Annotated in this window: 18 protein-coding genes; 2 read left to right on the top strand and 16 right to left on the bottom strand. The window is 37.6% G+C overall.

Going from position 1 to position 14,304, the window contains the following annotated elements; translation table 11 throughout:
- Window position 1: 1 nt before the first annotated feature.
- Genes KO505_RS06915 through KO505_RS06890 form a run of 6 tightly spaced genes read right to left on the bottom strand, consistent with a single transcriptional unit; the run spans window position 2 to window position 3,505 of the window.
- Window positions 2-232 carry a hypothetical protein gene (locus KO505_RS06915; protein WP_216054721.1) on the bottom strand — a complete coding sequence of 77 codons (231 nt, stop codon included), beginning with the start codon at window positions 230-232 and terminating at the stop codon, window positions 2-4.
- A gap of 26 nt (window positions 233-258) precedes the next feature.
- Window positions 259-1,236 carry a Gfo/Idh/MocA family protein gene (locus KO505_RS06910; RefSeq protein ID WP_216054720.1) on the bottom strand — a complete coding sequence of 326 codons (978 nt, stop codon included), beginning with the start codon at window positions 1,234-1,236 and terminating at the stop codon, window positions 259-261.
- 2 nt (window positions 1,237-1,238) lie between these two features.
- Window positions 1,239-1,760, bottom strand: coding sequence for a DUF1697 domain-containing protein (locus KO505_RS06905; protein ID WP_216054719.1), 522 nt, complete (start codon window positions 1,758-1,760; stop codon window positions 1,239-1,241).
- A 36-nt stretch (window positions 1,761-1,796) separates the two neighbouring features.
- Window positions 1,797-2,243 (bottom strand): hypothetical protein, encoded by a 447-nt coding sequence (locus KO505_RS06900; protein ID WP_216054718.1) that lies wholly within the window; start codon window positions 2,241-2,243, stop codon window positions 1,797-1,799.
- Window positions 2,244-2,252: 9 nt separating this feature from the next.
- Window positions 2,253-2,480 carry a hypothetical protein gene (locus KO505_RS06895; protein WP_216054717.1) on the bottom strand — a complete coding sequence of 76 codons (228 nt, stop codon included), beginning with the start codon at window positions 2,478-2,480 and terminating at the stop codon, window positions 2,253-2,255.
- 11 nt (window positions 2,481-2,491) lie between these two features.
- Window positions 2,492-3,505 carry a nucleoid-associated protein gene (locus tag KO505_RS06890; protein WP_216054716.1) on the bottom strand — a complete coding sequence of 338 codons (1,014 nt, stop codon included), beginning with the start codon at window positions 3,503-3,505 and terminating at the stop codon, window positions 2,492-2,494.
- A gap of 69 nt (window positions 3,506-3,574) precedes the next feature.
- Here KO505_RS06890 and KO505_RS06885 point away from each other — a divergent pair, with 69 nt between their 5' ends.
- Together KO505_RS06885 and KO505_RS06880 are read left to right on the top strand one after the other, a co-directional pair.
- Complete coding sequence (locus tag KO505_RS06885; RefSeq protein ID WP_216054715.1) at window positions 3,575-3,790, top strand: DUF1414 domain-containing protein; 216 nt, start codon at window positions 3,575-3,577, stop codon at window positions 3,788-3,790.
- A 29-nt stretch (window positions 3,791-3,819) separates the two neighbouring features.
- The gene (locus KO505_RS06880; protein WP_216054714.1) at window positions 3,820-5,295 is read left to right on the top strand and encodes a DUF3413 domain-containing protein; all 1,476 of its coding nucleotides are present in this window, start codon (window positions 3,820-3,822) and stop codon (window positions 5,293-5,295) included.
- A 27-nt stretch (window positions 5,296-5,322) separates the two neighbouring features.
- Here the strand turns inward: KO505_RS06880 and KO505_RS06875 are convergent, their stop codons facing one another.
- The 10 genes from KO505_RS06875 to plsX all read right to left on the bottom strand — a co-directional run bounded on the left by KO505_RS06875 (window position 5,323) and on the right by plsX (window position 14,289).
- Entirely contained in the window at window positions 5,323-6,213 is an 891-nt protein-coding gene (locus tag KO505_RS06875) for a hypothetical protein (protein ID WP_216054713.1), read from the bottom strand.
- Window positions 6,210-6,833 (bottom strand): dTMP kinase, encoded by a 624-nt coding sequence (gene tmk, locus KO505_RS06870; RefSeq protein ID WP_216054712.1) that lies wholly within the window; start codon window positions 6,831-6,833, stop codon window positions 6,210-6,212. Before tmk ends, KO505_RS06875 begins: the two co-directional genes overlap by 4 nt.
- Window positions 6,834-6,852: 19 nt before the next feature.
- Window positions 6,853-7,887: an endolytic transglycosylase MltG gene (gene mltG / locus KO505_RS06865; RefSeq protein ID WP_216054711.1), complete on the bottom strand. Its 1,035-nt coding sequence runs from the start codon at window positions 7,885-7,887 to the stop codon at window positions 6,853-6,855.
- Complete coding sequence (gene pabC / locus KO505_RS06860; RefSeq protein WP_216054710.1) at window positions 7,880-8,698, bottom strand: aminodeoxychorismate lyase; 819 nt, start codon at window positions 8,696-8,698, stop codon at window positions 7,880-7,882. Before pabC ends, mltG begins: the two co-directional genes overlap by 8 nt.
- A gap of 118 nt (window positions 8,699-8,816) precedes the next feature.
- On the bottom strand, window positions 8,817-10,055 hold the full coding sequence (gene fabF / locus KO505_RS06855; protein ID WP_216054709.1) for a beta-ketoacyl-ACP synthase II: 1,239 nt from the start codon (window positions 10,053-10,055) through the stop codon (window positions 8,817-8,819).
- A 98-nt stretch (window positions 10,056-10,153) separates the two neighbouring features.
- Window positions 10,154-10,387 carry an acyl carrier protein gene (gene acpP / locus KO505_RS06850; RefSeq protein ID WP_105052546.1) on the bottom strand — a complete coding sequence of 78 codons (234 nt, stop codon included), beginning with the start codon at window positions 10,385-10,387 and terminating at the stop codon, window positions 10,154-10,156.
- 163 nt (window positions 10,388-10,550) lie between these two features.
- Window positions 10,551-11,294 (bottom strand): 3-oxoacyl-ACP reductase FabG, encoded by a 744-nt coding sequence (gene fabG, locus KO505_RS06845; RefSeq protein ID WP_371819970.1) that lies wholly within the window; start codon window positions 11,292-11,294, stop codon window positions 10,551-10,553.
- Window positions 11,295-11,319: 25 nt separating this feature from the next.
- The gene (gene fabD / locus KO505_RS06840; RefSeq protein WP_216054707.1) at window positions 11,320-12,240 is read right to left on the bottom strand and encodes an ACP S-malonyltransferase; all 921 of its coding nucleotides are present in this window, start codon (window positions 12,238-12,240) and stop codon (window positions 11,320-11,322) included.
- Between the two features lie 25 nt (window positions 12,241-12,265).
- Entirely contained in the window at window positions 12,266-13,228 is a 963-nt protein-coding gene (locus KO505_RS06835) for a beta-ketoacyl-ACP synthase III (RefSeq protein ID WP_216054706.1), read from the bottom strand.
- A gap of 29 nt (window positions 13,229-13,257) precedes the next feature.
- Window positions 13,258-14,289 (bottom strand): phosphate acyltransferase PlsX, encoded by a 1,032-nt coding sequence (plsX, locus tag KO505_RS06830; RefSeq protein WP_371819973.1) that lies wholly within the window; start codon window positions 14,287-14,289, stop codon window positions 13,258-13,260.
- Window positions 14,290-14,304: the final 15 nt, after the last annotated feature.

Here is a 14,304-nt window from a genome sequence, read left to right as displayed (position 1 = left end):
TTCACTCACTCATATCTTTATGATCACTTTTTACTTTTCTGGTCATAGCCACGTAAAAACAAACCGCTCCAGCAAACATCGCTAACAAGGCACTGAAGTTAAATTCACTTTTATTAATAAAAGTTGCCACTAAAATAAATAATGCCACGGCAATAACACAAATAGAAAACACACCTAAAATGCCTTTGCCTGTTGTAATTGATTTATTTCTAAACTTATCAAACTCCATCATTATTCCTCATAAACAGACTCTCATGTTCAAAGTAAAATTTGATCCATCACCCAACTTGTGTGTGTTGCTGTCTCACCACTCGATGGGTGCTTCTCACCGTGTAATAAATGTTTCTGCATATTTTCAACATGATGCAACTGCACGTTTTCTGGGTGTTCGATAAATATTTTAGATTCGCTTGTCGCTGTTTTAATTTTAATTGATGTTTCATCAAATACAGAAAAATTAAGCTCACCTTTACTACCAACAATCGACACTTTATCGCTATTGGAATAACTTCCAAAGTTCCAATTTCCTGTGCCTGTAACACCTGTTTTATGTTGCCAACACGCTGTTACCGTATCAAAGGCAGTATATAAGTCTTGTTGATTATTCCCCATACCACATACCTTATGATAATCACCTAACAAGTACGCAAATAAATCTAAACCGTGACTGGCCAAGTCATCAAAATAGCCACCTAACGCCACTTTTTTATCAGTGCGCCAGTTATACTGTTTTGACAAATCTAGTTCGCTAGTGGATTTATAAAGTGACCAAGATATATGCCTAACTTTTCCAATCTTGCCAGAATCAATTAAGTATTTAACTTTAGTAAACCTTGGTAGTGAACGTCGATAATAGGCCACAAATAAAGGTACATCTGCGGCTTTGAACGCATCTAATATTGCCTGACTATCTTGTAAACTTGGTGCTAACGGTTTTTCAACGCAACAAATTTTGCCCGCCTGAGCGACTTTAACAGCATATTCTTTATGGGAGTCAGGCGGCGTAGCAATATAAACCGCGTCGATATCTTGATCATTGATCAAATCATCCGCATTGGCGTAATATTTTTCAACGCCATGTCTTTGAGCATAATCTTTAGCTAACGCCTCATTACGTCTCATTACCGCTGCTAGTTTAAAGTTTTTTACTTTTTGATAAGCAGGTCCGCTTTTTACTTCTGTTACATTACCACAACCTATGATGCCCCAACGTATTGTTTGATTAGTTGTATCCATTGTTATTTATTATCCTCTAACATCATGGTTATTTTATTAATAGTATTTAAGTTTCGTCCGGTGCCCGCTTGGCCTAAACATGACTCAATATTGGCCACTAACTTAGACCGACCAATCCCATCCGGTGCATGCAAATAAAATACATTATCTGCAATATGATACGACTCAGTGCTGCTTTGCCATTTTTGGGTCTTTTCCAAATTTAATTGAATTGGCGCCTGACAGAAGTATAAGTGCACCAACTTGCCATCAAAATTTTGATAAGGATTATTAGTAACGGCGGTGGAAAAATCAGACACAGAGATAACAAAAACACTTGGCGTAAATCCAAAGTTTAATGTGATCAATTTTTTAATGTCTTGTTCTGGATTGTGCTTGGCACTTAATACGATATTGCCGGTTTGGATATAGGTAGAAATGTCTTGGTAATGATTGGATTTTAGGAGGGGAACCAAGTCTTTCATTGGCAATTTATTATGACCACCTACATTTATTCCTCTTAATAAAACTATAAAGGTTTGCATCCACTCTCCTAATTAATGTTTGCTGATATGTGTTACTTATTCCTTACCTGCAGACTTTTTAGCTTTTTCAATTTCCGCTTTTTCTATAAAAAAGTCGGCTTTTGACCTAAGTGATTTTTTTTCACGGATATTAGCAAAAGGATCCGGATGATTCTCAGAGGTCATATTTGCACTTTGGTTCACCGTTTGCTCTTTTGCTACTTTCATTTTTCGGTGTAAGTCTGAATCTTTATCACTTTTTGATTTAACTTTTGTGACACTGAACCAATAAACGGTGACTAAACCTAAATACACTAACCATTTGATAACATAAGATAAACCCAAACTGTCATTGTTTGCAGCCAAACTGTAGTTTACAAAGTCCTGATGCAAAAATGACGTTAACATTAATGCCAATATCAAGGCAATCGTGATGCCTATGTGTTGTTTGTATTTACGCCAAATGGAAATTAATAACGTCCATTTTAATAATTGATTAAACATAACGAACAATTAGCCCCACAGTGATAAGCCCAACAGGGACGCTAATACCAAAAGGCCTTTTTCTTTCGCGCCACTTAAGATCTTTTCTTCTTCCTCTTTAACAATTACTTCCAGTTGTTCTTCGTTAAAATCTTCTGGCACCTTGCCCGCTAAAACAATACGTGTTTTAGCGCGCGAGATAGCCTTGTCTCGGATCTTTTGATTTAACTTATCTTTAAGATTGGGGATTCGTTTCATAACTTCTGTCTTTATTCCAAACCAAATTCATCTAACAGGTGAGCTTTTAATGACGCCGGCACACCTTTAATGGTTAACGTATCAGAACCTGGATTATAGTTAACTCTGTCTCCCAACAATATACGATCAAATGATATGGAAACACCACCACCCGCGCCAGATAACTTAACTAATTTACGCACCGTACTTTTATCTAACGTAACTTTGTCATCAAAACTGTATTCTTGTTGTTGTATGAAGTCTTTAAATTCACTGTCTGACAATACCGACAGCGTTTCGTTTAATTCAGTTAAGTCCGCATCTTCACCGCTTGATATTTTTTCACTGCAATACTCAAATACTTTTTCACGCGTATCTGACTTCTCGTTTTGTGCCATAGATTCAGTTGACATAAAGTCATCAATCGCGGTTAACAACTCTTTACTTTGCGTTTTGGCATTAATGGTTTCTGTGCAACCTAACAAGTCCATAAAAAAGTCATTTACTTGTCTACCAGCTCGGCCTTTAATAAAAGAAATTGTTTTTAAATCTTCTTTGGCATGCAACAAATTACTCACGTCAATTCTGGCCGCTAATTGAATTTTATTTAAATCCAAATGACGAGAGCTTTGAATGCCAAACTCGGTGTCTATTGCAAAATGCTCTGTTAGGTTAACCACGCCAACCATAAAATAACGTGTCGCCACGTACTCATAATCAATCAGTAATAAATAGCCGGTATCATCAAACTCATACTTTTCTAACTCAGCTTGAAATAATTGAAGTGTTTCTTTTGATACATGGTCAAAGGCAATTTCTTGGTTCAAATAACTGTGTAACTGTTGCGAAAACGCCGTGTTTTTTTCTTCACTAAACGCAGCATAACTTTTACTTGGTTTACCGTTATAAATATTATGTAACTGCTCAACAAACATATTCGATTTGTCTAAGCTAGTGTCTGTCATTACCGCCCATTTGGTAGAAAAGTCGGTATCTTCTCTTTTTTCATAAAAAGCGATTGAAAATTGGTTAACCGTTACTGACATGGTTTTTCCTAATCATTATATTGTGTTAGCATCTGCGTTAATTAAAATACAACGCAGCTAGAAAATTATATGCCAATCATATCAAAATACTCTAACGATGAGATTAATAATTTAGTCGAAGAAATCATTTCTATAATACAAGCCAATAAAGCCCCGGTAGATCTCGCTTTAATCGCCTTAGGAAACACAGTTAGCAACGTAATTGACGACAATGTATCTGAAAAACAAAAAATGGCGATTGCTAAAAGTTTTTCTGATGCCCTATTAGCATCTATGGCTAGTTAATTTAGTTGTGACAGTGAGAGATTGAACAATTGATTAAAATTCGTAGTCAACAGGAGATAGAGCGCCCGTTTAACTTATTATCATGGGGACATTGGTTCACCTTTGCTAATATTATTTTGGCTCTGTTATTTTCATTTTTCTATCTCTCAACTTCACAGTTACCAGCCACCTTTTTGGGTTGGATGTATTTAATCGTTAATTGGCTAGGGCATTTTTCTTTTTTAGCTATTAGCTGTTTTATTCTCACCATATTCCCAATTATTACCCTGTTTCCCCATCGTCATCATATCCGAGGTATTTCCTCCATTATGGCGACCTTCTTTCAGTTACTCTTATTTTTAGATGTTTTGTCGTTTAGAAGTTTGGGTTATCACTTATCTGCGACATCCTTGTTGCAATTACGTGAAGTGGAAGACTTTTATATTGCTCATATGGGAAATGGCTATTGGTTTTTACTCTTGTTTGTCCTTGTCGCTATTTTGGCTTACCAATTTGTTGTCAGTAATTTAACTTGGAAGCGGATCACCCAATTACAAAACTTTAAATATAAAAACGTGATTGCGACCACCTTAGTGTCGGTATTTTTTATCAGCCACTTAATGCATATGTGGTCTGACGCTACCCTTAATTCCGATATCGCAAAACAAAACAATCTATTTCCCGTTTCTTATCCGTTAACGGCAAAAACTTTATTAGCTAAATATGAGTTGATTGACCTTAAAAAGTATCAATTAGTTAAAACACAACAAACTGACGTTTCACAATCAGGTTTTACCATTAAGCCTTTTACTATGATTAGTTGTGATGTTGCTGATAAACGTAACTTATCGGTTCACTTGGTCGATATATCTAATATCACGTCCATCACTCACTGGTTAACACGCTTTAATATTAATTATCAAACCTCCGATCAGCTGATCATTCCTAGCGACTTTGATACTGCAATATTCAACTTTAGCACCGGTTTACCTGGCCTATATAGCCATATGGGCAGCCAAACTCAACTTGAAATAAACTACCAGCTAAGTGCTAACAAAATTGCCATAGAACTTCACTCTGGCACTTACGATGTGGAACAACAATCGGCTAATTCGGATACCAGTCGTGTTTATGTTTTTTATGATAAAACCAATCCATCTCCGTTTTATCGCAGCAAGGTTATATTAGTGGGCTTTAACACCATTAATAGTTCGCCAATGGCCCCTCAAAACATTATTGCCTCCTATATGAAAGACGAATTGCAATGTGACGAATATAACGAATTGAATCTTATCGACAGTGCGATTAGTGATATCGAAGATGATTATATATTCACTAACTTTCATGAAGGGTTATTTAGCATAGTTTACAAAGACAAAAGCATGTTATTTGAACACGGACAATTGGTTTCTAATCTTTCATTTTCAAATGAAAAACCTGTAATAGAACCATTAGATTTGCAAACAATTCAAGCAGCGATAACAAAACTAACCAGTAGACGACTTAAGTTAGCCCCTATTAATTAACTCAAGACTGTTGAGCCAATACCTGGTCTAACTGATTAAAGGTTCTACCGAGGTTAATAACTGGGACATGGCTAAGGCTTTGTTTTGCCCTTTAATAAGGTTCGATGTTTGATTATATTTAGTCAGTAGTTTGGACGCCGTTAATGCTGAGGTTGAATTGCCGGTTTTGGCTGACTTTAACATTAATTGTCGAATACGCTTTTCAATTAAATAAAGTAAAAATGACGACATTAATGGGTTAGACAAGACTTTATTACTGATCACAAAGTTTGGTATTTGTTTTTTTAACCACTGAATAAATAACTGATAGACCTCAGTAAACTCTTCAACTTTTTGCTCTTCAACCCACTTTGCCAACTCACTTTCTGAATTATTAGAAAAACCAATGATGTAATCCGCTAACTCGGGATAGGTCAGTTTTAGTTCATCTTTTGTTTTATTGTTTATTTGAATAAACTGACAACGACTTAGAATGGTTGGCAGTAAAACCGATTTTGTTTTACATAACAAAAATATAAAACACTTATTAGTCGGCTCTTCCAATGTTTTTAACAAGGCATTACTGGCGTTTTCTGTCATATTTTCAGCGTGTTCTATTACCACAACCTGATTGCCAGATAAGTGCGACATGTTTGAAAGGAATTGAGAAATTGCGCGCACATCGTCCACACCAATCGTACCTTCATCGGCATTAACCATCATAAAGTCTGGGTGTGTGTCTGCGTTTAATAAATTACAACTATGGCAATGACCACAAAAATCACCAACGATGGTTTGTTCCGTTTGGCACAATAAACTGCGGGTTAAACCCTGAATATTAATAAGTCGCTTTTTTATATCAATGCCTTCAACAATATAGGCGTGAGCCAAATTATCTTGGTGTTTCGGCAGTGATAATATATCTAAGCTGTTATTCATAAGTTTGTTGTTAACCAAGCTGTTAATTTATCGGTGATTTGTGTTTGTACATTGTCGATGTCTTTTGAGGCATCAATCACCACCACTTTCGGGTTTTGGTCGGCCAATGATAAATACACGGCTCTGGTACGCTCGAAAAATTCTATTTGTTCACGTTCGATTCTATCTAATGCACCACGAGCTGCTGCTCGAGCTAAGCCAATTTTAGGATCTAAGTCCATTAATATGGTTAAGTCAGGTTCAAAGCCTTTTAATACCGCATTCCTGATTGGCATAATCAAGTTTTGATCAAGTTGACGACCGCCACCTTGGTAAGCCAATGATGACATATCATGCCTATCACCTAATACCCATTTCCCAGAGTCTAATGCGGGTTTTATTACATTTTCAATCAATTGAATTCGACTTGCATACATTAATAACAATTCGGCTTCTGGTGTTAGTATTTCATCGGTTTCAGACTTAACAATATCACGCATCTTTTCTGCTAATGGTGTGCCACCGGGTTCTCTAGTGGTCACAAATTCAATATTTTGTTTTGTTAATATTGCTTTGATTAGCTCCTGTGCAGTAGTTTTTCCTGCACCTTCTAATCCTTCAACTACGATAAACTTGCTCATTAATAACCTTTTCCAATTATCATTTGGATTTATTTAAATAGTCCTGTACTGACTTATTGTGATCTGCCAACGTTTTATTAAAAACATGTCCACCATTACCCGAAGCAACAAAGTAATAATACTCAGTAGAGGCTGGATGTAAGACGGCTTCAATCGACGCTTTACTTGGGTTTGCAATTGGTGTTGGTGGCAACCCATTTATACGATACGTATTATATGGCGTTGTTTGTTTTAAATGTTTACGTGTTATATCACCTTTGTACTCATCCCAAACTCCGTAGATTACGGTCGGGTCTGTTTGTAAACGCATCTTTTTATTTAATCTATTGTGGAACACAGAAGCAATGATTTCTCGCTCAGTAGCAACGGCAGACTCTTTCTCAACAATTGACGCTAAGATCAATGCTTCATAAGGTGTACTGATTGGCAGCCCAGCTTGTTTTTGTTGCCATAACTTGGCTAATATTTCTTGCTGTTTATTAACCGCGCGTAAAAGAAGTGCGGACGCATCTGTGTATGCAGAATAATAATAAGTATCTGGGTATAACCACCCTTCCGGTGTATCCGATGTAAGTAACAATTTTTGGGATAATTGAGGCAAAGGCATGGTTTTGATGTCGTTTACTAAAAAAGTAGCGTGTTTTAACTTATCTAATACCTGATAAATATTGTCGCCTTCGAGTAAGGTAAACGAAAATTGTTGCTCTTTCCCTTCATTTAAATTGGCAACAAACTGATTTAGCGCGAGACCAGGTGTTAACGCGTACACACCGGTTTTAACTTTACCTACGACAGGGTTAATTTTAGAAAAAACTTTAACCCCCAAACAGTCATTTATATAATCATGCTCAATTAAACGGTTGCACACCGTATAAAGTGAATCCCCTTTTTTTAATTGAATTAATTTAGGACTGTCCAAATTGATCGGTTGAGTATAACTCACCCTTAACACACCAAATAATATAACCGTCATGCATACAATAAATAATATAATGACACTTAAAATGGTTTTATTGGTGAATTTAAATGTATGTAAACTAAAAAGACTAGGCACTCGATACTTCTTTCATAAATTTTTGACTTAATTCGACATCTAACATTCTATCATCAATAGAAGAAACTGCCTGTAAACCAATTAAACAATTACAAACAATCATTGCTTCTGCTTGTTGGCTAACAAATGCCATGCTGGTGTCGGCTTGGATTATATTTAACTTCTGGTCTAATAGCTGCTCAAGCATAACACCGCGAACACCAGAGTTAATTAACGAAGGTGTATACCACGCACCTTGGTGATACCAAATAATATTGGCTTTGGTTGTCTCAATAACATTACCTTGAATATCCGCGATTAAACCATCAGGGAACTCAGTGTGTTCTAACTCCGCACTCGCTAAAACTTGCTCTAATCGATTGCAATGTTTAAGACCCGCTAATAAAGGTTGTAACCCTAATTGCGTTGTTAACTGAGTTAACTTTATTGTATTGGGGTGGGACAGGGTTTTAACAAAAGGCGATGTTAGCTCGCCAAAAGAGACAAAAACAGTGGTCTTTATTTGAGCACACTGACCGTAACCTCGTAATGATTGACCTCGACTAAAATGAATTTTTATAAAACCCAAAGTTAACCGTTTTGCTGTTTGTTTTAATATAGTTTCTAATTTGAGCCAATCAACTTGGCTGAATTTCAACTTGTCATTAGCGTTTTGTAATCTAGCAATATGGCTTGTTAAATACTGAATCTCACCGTCTATTACTTTCGCTGTCGAAAAATGGCCGTCGCCATACAAAAAACTTCGTTGGTATTGAAACTCTTTGTCGATAGATAGTTCATTTAACTTGTGATCAAAGCACAAAAAAGACATATAAAACCCATAAAAAAAAACCTAACAGTTTTGTTAGGCTTTTGTATCAAATTAGGCGCTAATTATCATCTTAATAATTCATTTAATTAGCGTTTTTAATTTCAGATTTTACTAATAGCTACATCTTTTTGAACAGTAATGTGCCGTTAGTGCCACCAAATCCAAATGAATTACACAGTGCATATTCTAATTGAACATCACGAGCAACATGCGGTACGTAATCTAAATCACAGCCTTCATCTGGATTATCTAAGTTAATGGTTGGAGATACTTTTTGATCCACCAAGCTCATAGCCGTAATGATAGATTCAACTGACCCAGCAGCACCTAATAAGTGGCCTATCATTGACTTAGAAGACGAAACCATGACTTTACCAGCGTGATGGCCAAACACACGTTTTACCGCGGCCGTTTCAGCTTTATCGCCAGTTGGGGTAGATGTTCCATGGGCATTGATATAACCAATTTGCTCAGGATTAATTTGTGCATCGTTAATTGCATTTAACATTGAACGTGCAGCACCGTCACCATCGGCTGGCGGTGACGTCATGTGATAAGCATCACCACTCATGCCAAAACCAACGATCTCAGCATAAATTTTAGCACCACGAGCTTTTGCATGTTCATAATCTTCAACAACCATAACACCAGCACCATCACCTAACACAAACCCATCACGGTCTTTATCCCATGGTCGGCTTGCCGCTTGTGGATCGTCATTTCTTGAAGATAAGGCACGTGCAGCGCCAAAACCACCAATACCAAGTTGCGTTGATGCTTTTTCAGCACCTCCGGCAACCATTACATCTGCATCACCATAAGCAATCATTCGTGCTGCTTGTCCAATATTATGAACACCAGTAGTACAAGCTGTTGTGATAGAGATATTAGGGCCTTTTAAACCATACATGATAGAAAGGTGACCAGAGATCATATTGATAATGGTAGAAGGAACAAAAAATGGTGATAACTTTCGAGGGCCAGAATTCATTAACTTAGTGTGGTTTTCTTCGATTAAACCTAAACCACCAATACCAGAACCAATAGCAACACCGATTCTATAAGCATTTTCTTCTGTAATTTCAATGCCTGAATCTCTAATAGCTTGGATAGCAGCAATGATCCCGTATTGAATGAACAGATCCATTTTTTTGGCTTCTTTACGTTCAATATAATCTGCAGTATCTAAATCTTTAACCATTGCCGCAAATTTGGTACCGAAGTTTGTTGTATCAAAATGGGTAATAAGATCTACACCACTTTTACCTTCCAACAAATTTGCCCACGATGACTCTACATTATTCCCCAGCGGAGATAACATCCCCATACCAGTAACAACTACTCTACGCTTTGACACAATTCTCTCCTAAACGACTATCTAAGATCAGTTTAATTAAGCAAATACAAGATGAAAAAAAAGGCAGCCAAAGCTGCCTTTTTAGAACAATTATAAAATTATTCTGCGTGTGCTTTGATGTAATCAACAGCTGATTGAACAGTTGTAATTTTTTCTGCTTCATCATCTGGAATTTCTGTATCGAACTCTTCTTCAAGAGCCATTACTAATTCAACAGTGTCTAGAGAATCAGCGCCTAGATCATCAACAAAAGATGCTTCTGATTTTACTTCTTCTTCTTTAACACCTAGTTGTTCTATTACGATCTTAGTTACGCGATCTTCAATGCTCATCTTATTTTCCTTATCAATAAAAAGATAAATTTCAAATTTTGAATGCGCCTAGTTTAATTATTGCGTCCGACGTATTCAAGTAATAATTTTCATTATATCTGTGGTCGAACCTCACAAAGCAAATTCGACCACTTTTCCATCAAAATCAATGTGATTTCGACGGTTATACCATATACATGCCGCCATTTACGTGAATCGTTTCACCTGTAATGTACGCAGCTTCGTTACTTGCTAGAAATACCACAGTAGATGCAATTTCATCTGGGTCACCTAAACGATTAGCAGGAACTTGATCTGCTATCGCTTTACGTTGGCCATCGTCCAATGCTTTTGTCATATCTGTATCAATAAATCCTGGCGCTACTACATTAACGGTAATACCACGAGATGCAACTTCTCTTGCAAGTGATTTAGAAAAACCTATAACACCGGCTTTCGCTGCAGCATAATTTGCTTGTCCGCCATTACCCATAGTCCCTACTACAGAACCTATGTTTATAATACGGCCATGGCGCTTTTTCATCATAGGTCTTAACACGGCTTTACTCAAACGGAAGATAGACGTTAAGTTAGTGTCAATAATGTCATTCCACTCGTCGTCTTTCATACGCATCATTAAGTTATCACGAGTTATACCAGCATTATTTACTAAAATATCGATATCACCAAGATCCGCTTTAATCGCGGCTAAAACTTCGGTAATTGAATCTGGGTTAGTTACGTTCAGTGCATAACCTTTACCATTTTCACCTAAATAAGCAGATATGTTTTCAGCACCATTGTCTGATGTTGCTGTACCAGCAACTTTAGCACCCATACCAACTAATTTTTCAGCAACCGCTTTACCAATTCCTCTAGAGGCTCCAGTAACTAAAACAACTTTACCCTCTAAACTAAATAAAGACATTGTCATTCCTATAATTTAACTATTTTTAAAGTATTGCTTCTAACGCAGCGCTATCGCCAATAGAAACACAACTCACTGTTTTGTCTATGCGTTTTGATAAACCAGATAACACTTTACCTGGGCCAAACTCATAACATTCTGTAATACCTTCAACCGCAAAGTGCTGAATAGTTTCGGTCCAACGAACTGGACTATAAAGCTGTTTAATTAAAGCTTGTTTTATTGCTTCAGGCGATTGCTCAGCCGTCACGTCAACATTATTAACAACCGCAATTTCTGGTTTATTAAATACTAATTCTTCTAAGTCTTTAGCTAACTGTTCAGCTGCTGGTTTCATTAAAGCACAATGAGAAGGCACAGATACTGGTAAAGGAAGTGCTCGTTTAGCTCCCGCTTCTTTACATAATTCCATTGCGCGTTCTACTGCTTCTTTATTACCCGCAATAACCACTTGGCCTGGAGAATTAAAGTTAACAGATGAAACAACTTGCCCTTGTGCTGCGTCTTCACATGCTTTGGCAATTAAGTCGTCCGCTAACCCAATAATGGCAGCCATGGCACCGGTTCCAGCAGGAACGGCTTGTTGCATGTATTGACCACGCTTTTCAACTAACTTAACACCATCGGCTAACGAGATAACATTGGCACATACTAATGCTGAGTATTCACCTAAACTGTGTCCGGCTAAAAATGTTGGTTTTTCACCGCCATTATCTAAATATGCACGCCAAACCGCGACCGAACTTGTTAATAATGCCGGTTGGGTAAACTCAGTCTTATTTAATTTACCTTCTGCATCTTCGCTCACTAGTGCCCATAAGTCATAACCCAGTGCATCGCTTGCTTCAGCGAAAGTATCTTTAACTACTTGATGGTTTTCGTAAAGGTCAGCTAACATGCCAACGGCTTGAGAACCCTGACCAGGGAAAACAATTGCTTTAGTCATTATTTATTACTCTATAGAAAATTTATTAATATTTAATTAATGCAGACGACCAAGTGAAACCACCGCCAAATGCATTTAATAATATGTTTTGACCACGTTGAATTCGACCATCACGGATGGCTTCATCCAAAGCGGTTGGTACAGTAGCTGCAGATGTGTTACCAAATTTATCGAGGTTAATCACCACTTGGTCCATCGACATATCTAGTTTTTTAGCAACCGCTGAAATGATTCGTAAATTAGCTTGATGTGGCACTAGCCAATCAATATCTGATTTTTCAATGTTATTGGCAAGTAATGTTTCATCTGCAACTTGGGATAATTTAGTTACGGCAACTTTAAATACTTTGTTACCTTCCATTGTTCCCCACGCATTATGTACCGAAGCTTCATCGCCACGCACAGGCATGCCGACTTGTAACAATTCAGTGTAATTACCATCTGAGTGGATATGGGTAGATAATACGCCAGGTTCTTCCGACGCTTCTAAGATGACTGCGCCAGCAGCATCGCCAAATAAAATCACCATTGAACGATCGTCAGGGCTCATCATTTGACTTAAACAGTCAGCGCCTATAACTAACGCTTTTTTAGCTTTGCCTGCTTGTATATAAGTATCAGCAATACTTAACGCATAACAAAAGCCTGAACAAGCTGCAGCAACATCCATAGCTGGTACGCCTGATGTTAAACCTAGATCACGTTGTACTTCACATGCTGCACTTGGCAATGCACGTGAATGGCTTGTTGTGCCAACTATGACAAAATCGATTTCGCTTGGGTCTATTCCAGCAGCTTCAATGGCTTTTTTAGCGGCTTCTACTGACATAGTTGCAACGGACTCATCTTTACCGAGAATGCGACGCTCTTTCATGCCCGTACGTTCTTGGATCCATTCGTCGTTGGTATCAACCATCTTTTCTAGATCTTTATTGGTACGAACTTGTTTAGGAAAATAACTACCGGTTCCTACTATTCTTGAATACATGCACCCTCTCTGCGTCTTTTAGACTATTCTTATTTTTTCTCATCACTGAGAACTTGTTCCACCTTATCTTTTATCTTATGGGGAACTTGACGTTGCGCCTCTTTAACCGCCTCTTTTATAGCACTAAAAAATGCTTGGGAAGAGGCGTTTCCATGGCTTTTGACCACAATTCCGCGCAATCCTACCAGACTCGCACCGTTATACTGGTCGGGGTTCATTTTAGAAAATAGCTTTTTTATCCCTGGAAGCAGTATTCCTGCTAGGATTTTGCTTAAAAAAGACCTTTCACTAAGTGCTTTAATTTTCGACAGAATAAGCTTAGCTACCCCTTCGATGGTCTTTAAAGCCACATTGCCAACAAATCCATCACAAACGATGACGTCTGCTTTGCCAGAGAATATTTCATTCCCTTCTGCAAAACCTACATAATTAATTTCTTTGCAGTTGGTTAGTTTTAGTGCTGCTTCTTTTAAGTGTGCACTGCCTTTTATATCTTCAGAGCCAACATTTAACAGAGCAACACGAGGTGACTCAATTTGTTCAACTTCGGTAGCCATTACAGATCCCATAACGGCAAATTGAAATAAGGTGTCGGAGCATTGATGAATATTGGCACCTAAATCTAACAAAAATACTTTTTCGTTTTCATAGGTAGGGAGTGCGCTAATTAATGCGGGTCTTTTTATACCAGGTAATGTTTTTAAAACATAACGAGCTATTGCTAATAAAGCACCGGTATTTCCAGAGGAAACACAAGCATCTGCTTGTTCTTGTTCAACAAGTTCAAGGGCTTTACGCATGGATGATTGAGGTTTACGACGTAATGCAAGATCAGGACGTTCATCTTGATTGACCACTTGTTCAGCATGGACAATGGTTAATCTTGGATGTGCAAGTGCATTATGTTTATTCAGAAAGGTGTGAATACTCTGTGAGTGACCACAAAGGAACAGGTGTAAATTGGGATATTTATCTACAGCTCTGATCGCTGCAGGAATAGTAGATCGGGGGCCATAATCGCCCCCCATCATATCTAGCGCGATTCTGATATCACGCATAATAAAGCAGCCTTAACT

Origin of the sequence: Psychrosphaera sp. F3M07 (assembly GCF_018860345.1) — a bacterium.
In the GTDB taxonomy this organism is placed as follows: Bacteria; Pseudomonadota; Gammaproteobacteria; order Enterobacterales; family Alteromonadaceae; genus Psychrosphaera; species Psychrosphaera aquimarina.
Note: the sequence above shows the minus strand (reverse complement) of the source record. Positions and strands in the feature narration are given on the sequence as shown.

Bases quoted from the DNA above. Each gene is read 5' to 3' on its own strand.
- KO505_RS06915 (WP_216054721.1), bottom strand. From the start codon at position 232: ATGATGGAGTTTGATAAGTTTAGAAATAAATCAATTACAACAGGCAAA.
- KO505_RS06910 (WP_216054720.1), bottom strand. From the start codon at position 1,236: ATGGATACAACTAATCAAACAATACGTTGGGGCATCATAGGTTGTGGT.
- KO505_RS06905 (WP_216054719.1), bottom strand. From the start codon at position 1,760: ATGCAAACCTTTATAGTTTTATTAAGAGGAATAAATGTAGGTGGTCAT.
- KO505_RS06900 (WP_216054718.1), bottom strand. From the start codon at position 2,243: ATGTTTAATCAATTATTAAAATGGACGTTATTAATTTCCATTTGGCGT.
- KO505_RS06895 (WP_216054717.1), bottom strand. From the start codon at position 2,480: ATGAAACGAATCCCCAATCTTAAAGATAAGTTAAATCAAAAGATCCGA.
- KO505_RS06890 (WP_216054716.1), bottom strand. From the start codon at position 3,505: ATGTCAGTAACGGTTAACCAATTTTCAATCGCTTTTTATGAAAAAAGA.
- KO505_RS06885 (WP_216054715.1), top strand. From the start codon at position 3,575: ATGCCAATCATATCAAAATACTCTAACGATGAGATTAATAATTTAGTC.
- KO505_RS06875 (WP_216054713.1), bottom strand. From the start codon at position 6,213: ATGAATAACAGCTTAGATATATTATCACTGCCGAAACACCAAGATAAT.
- tmk (WP_216054712.1), bottom strand. From the start codon at position 6,833: ATGAGCAAGTTTATCGTAGTTGAAGGATTAGAAGGTGCAGGAAAAACT.
- pabC (WP_216054710.1), bottom strand. From the start codon at position 8,698: ATGTCTTTTTTGTGCTTTGATCACAAGTTAAATGAACTATCTATCGAC.
- acpP (WP_105052546.1), bottom strand. From the start codon at position 10,387: ATGAGCATTGAAGATCGCGTAACTAAGATCGTAATAGAACAACTAGGT.
- fabG (WP_371819970.1), bottom strand. From the start codon at position 11,294: ATGTCTTTATTTAGTTTAGAGGGTAAAGTTGTTTTAGTTACTGGAGCC.
- fabD (WP_216054707.1), bottom strand. From the start codon at position 12,240: ATGACTAAAGCAATTGTTTTCCCTGGTCAGGGTTCTCAAGCCGTTGGC.
- KO505_RS06835 (WP_216054706.1), bottom strand. From the start codon at position 13,228: ATGTATTCAAGAATAGTAGGAACCGGTAGTTATTTTCCTAAACAAGTT.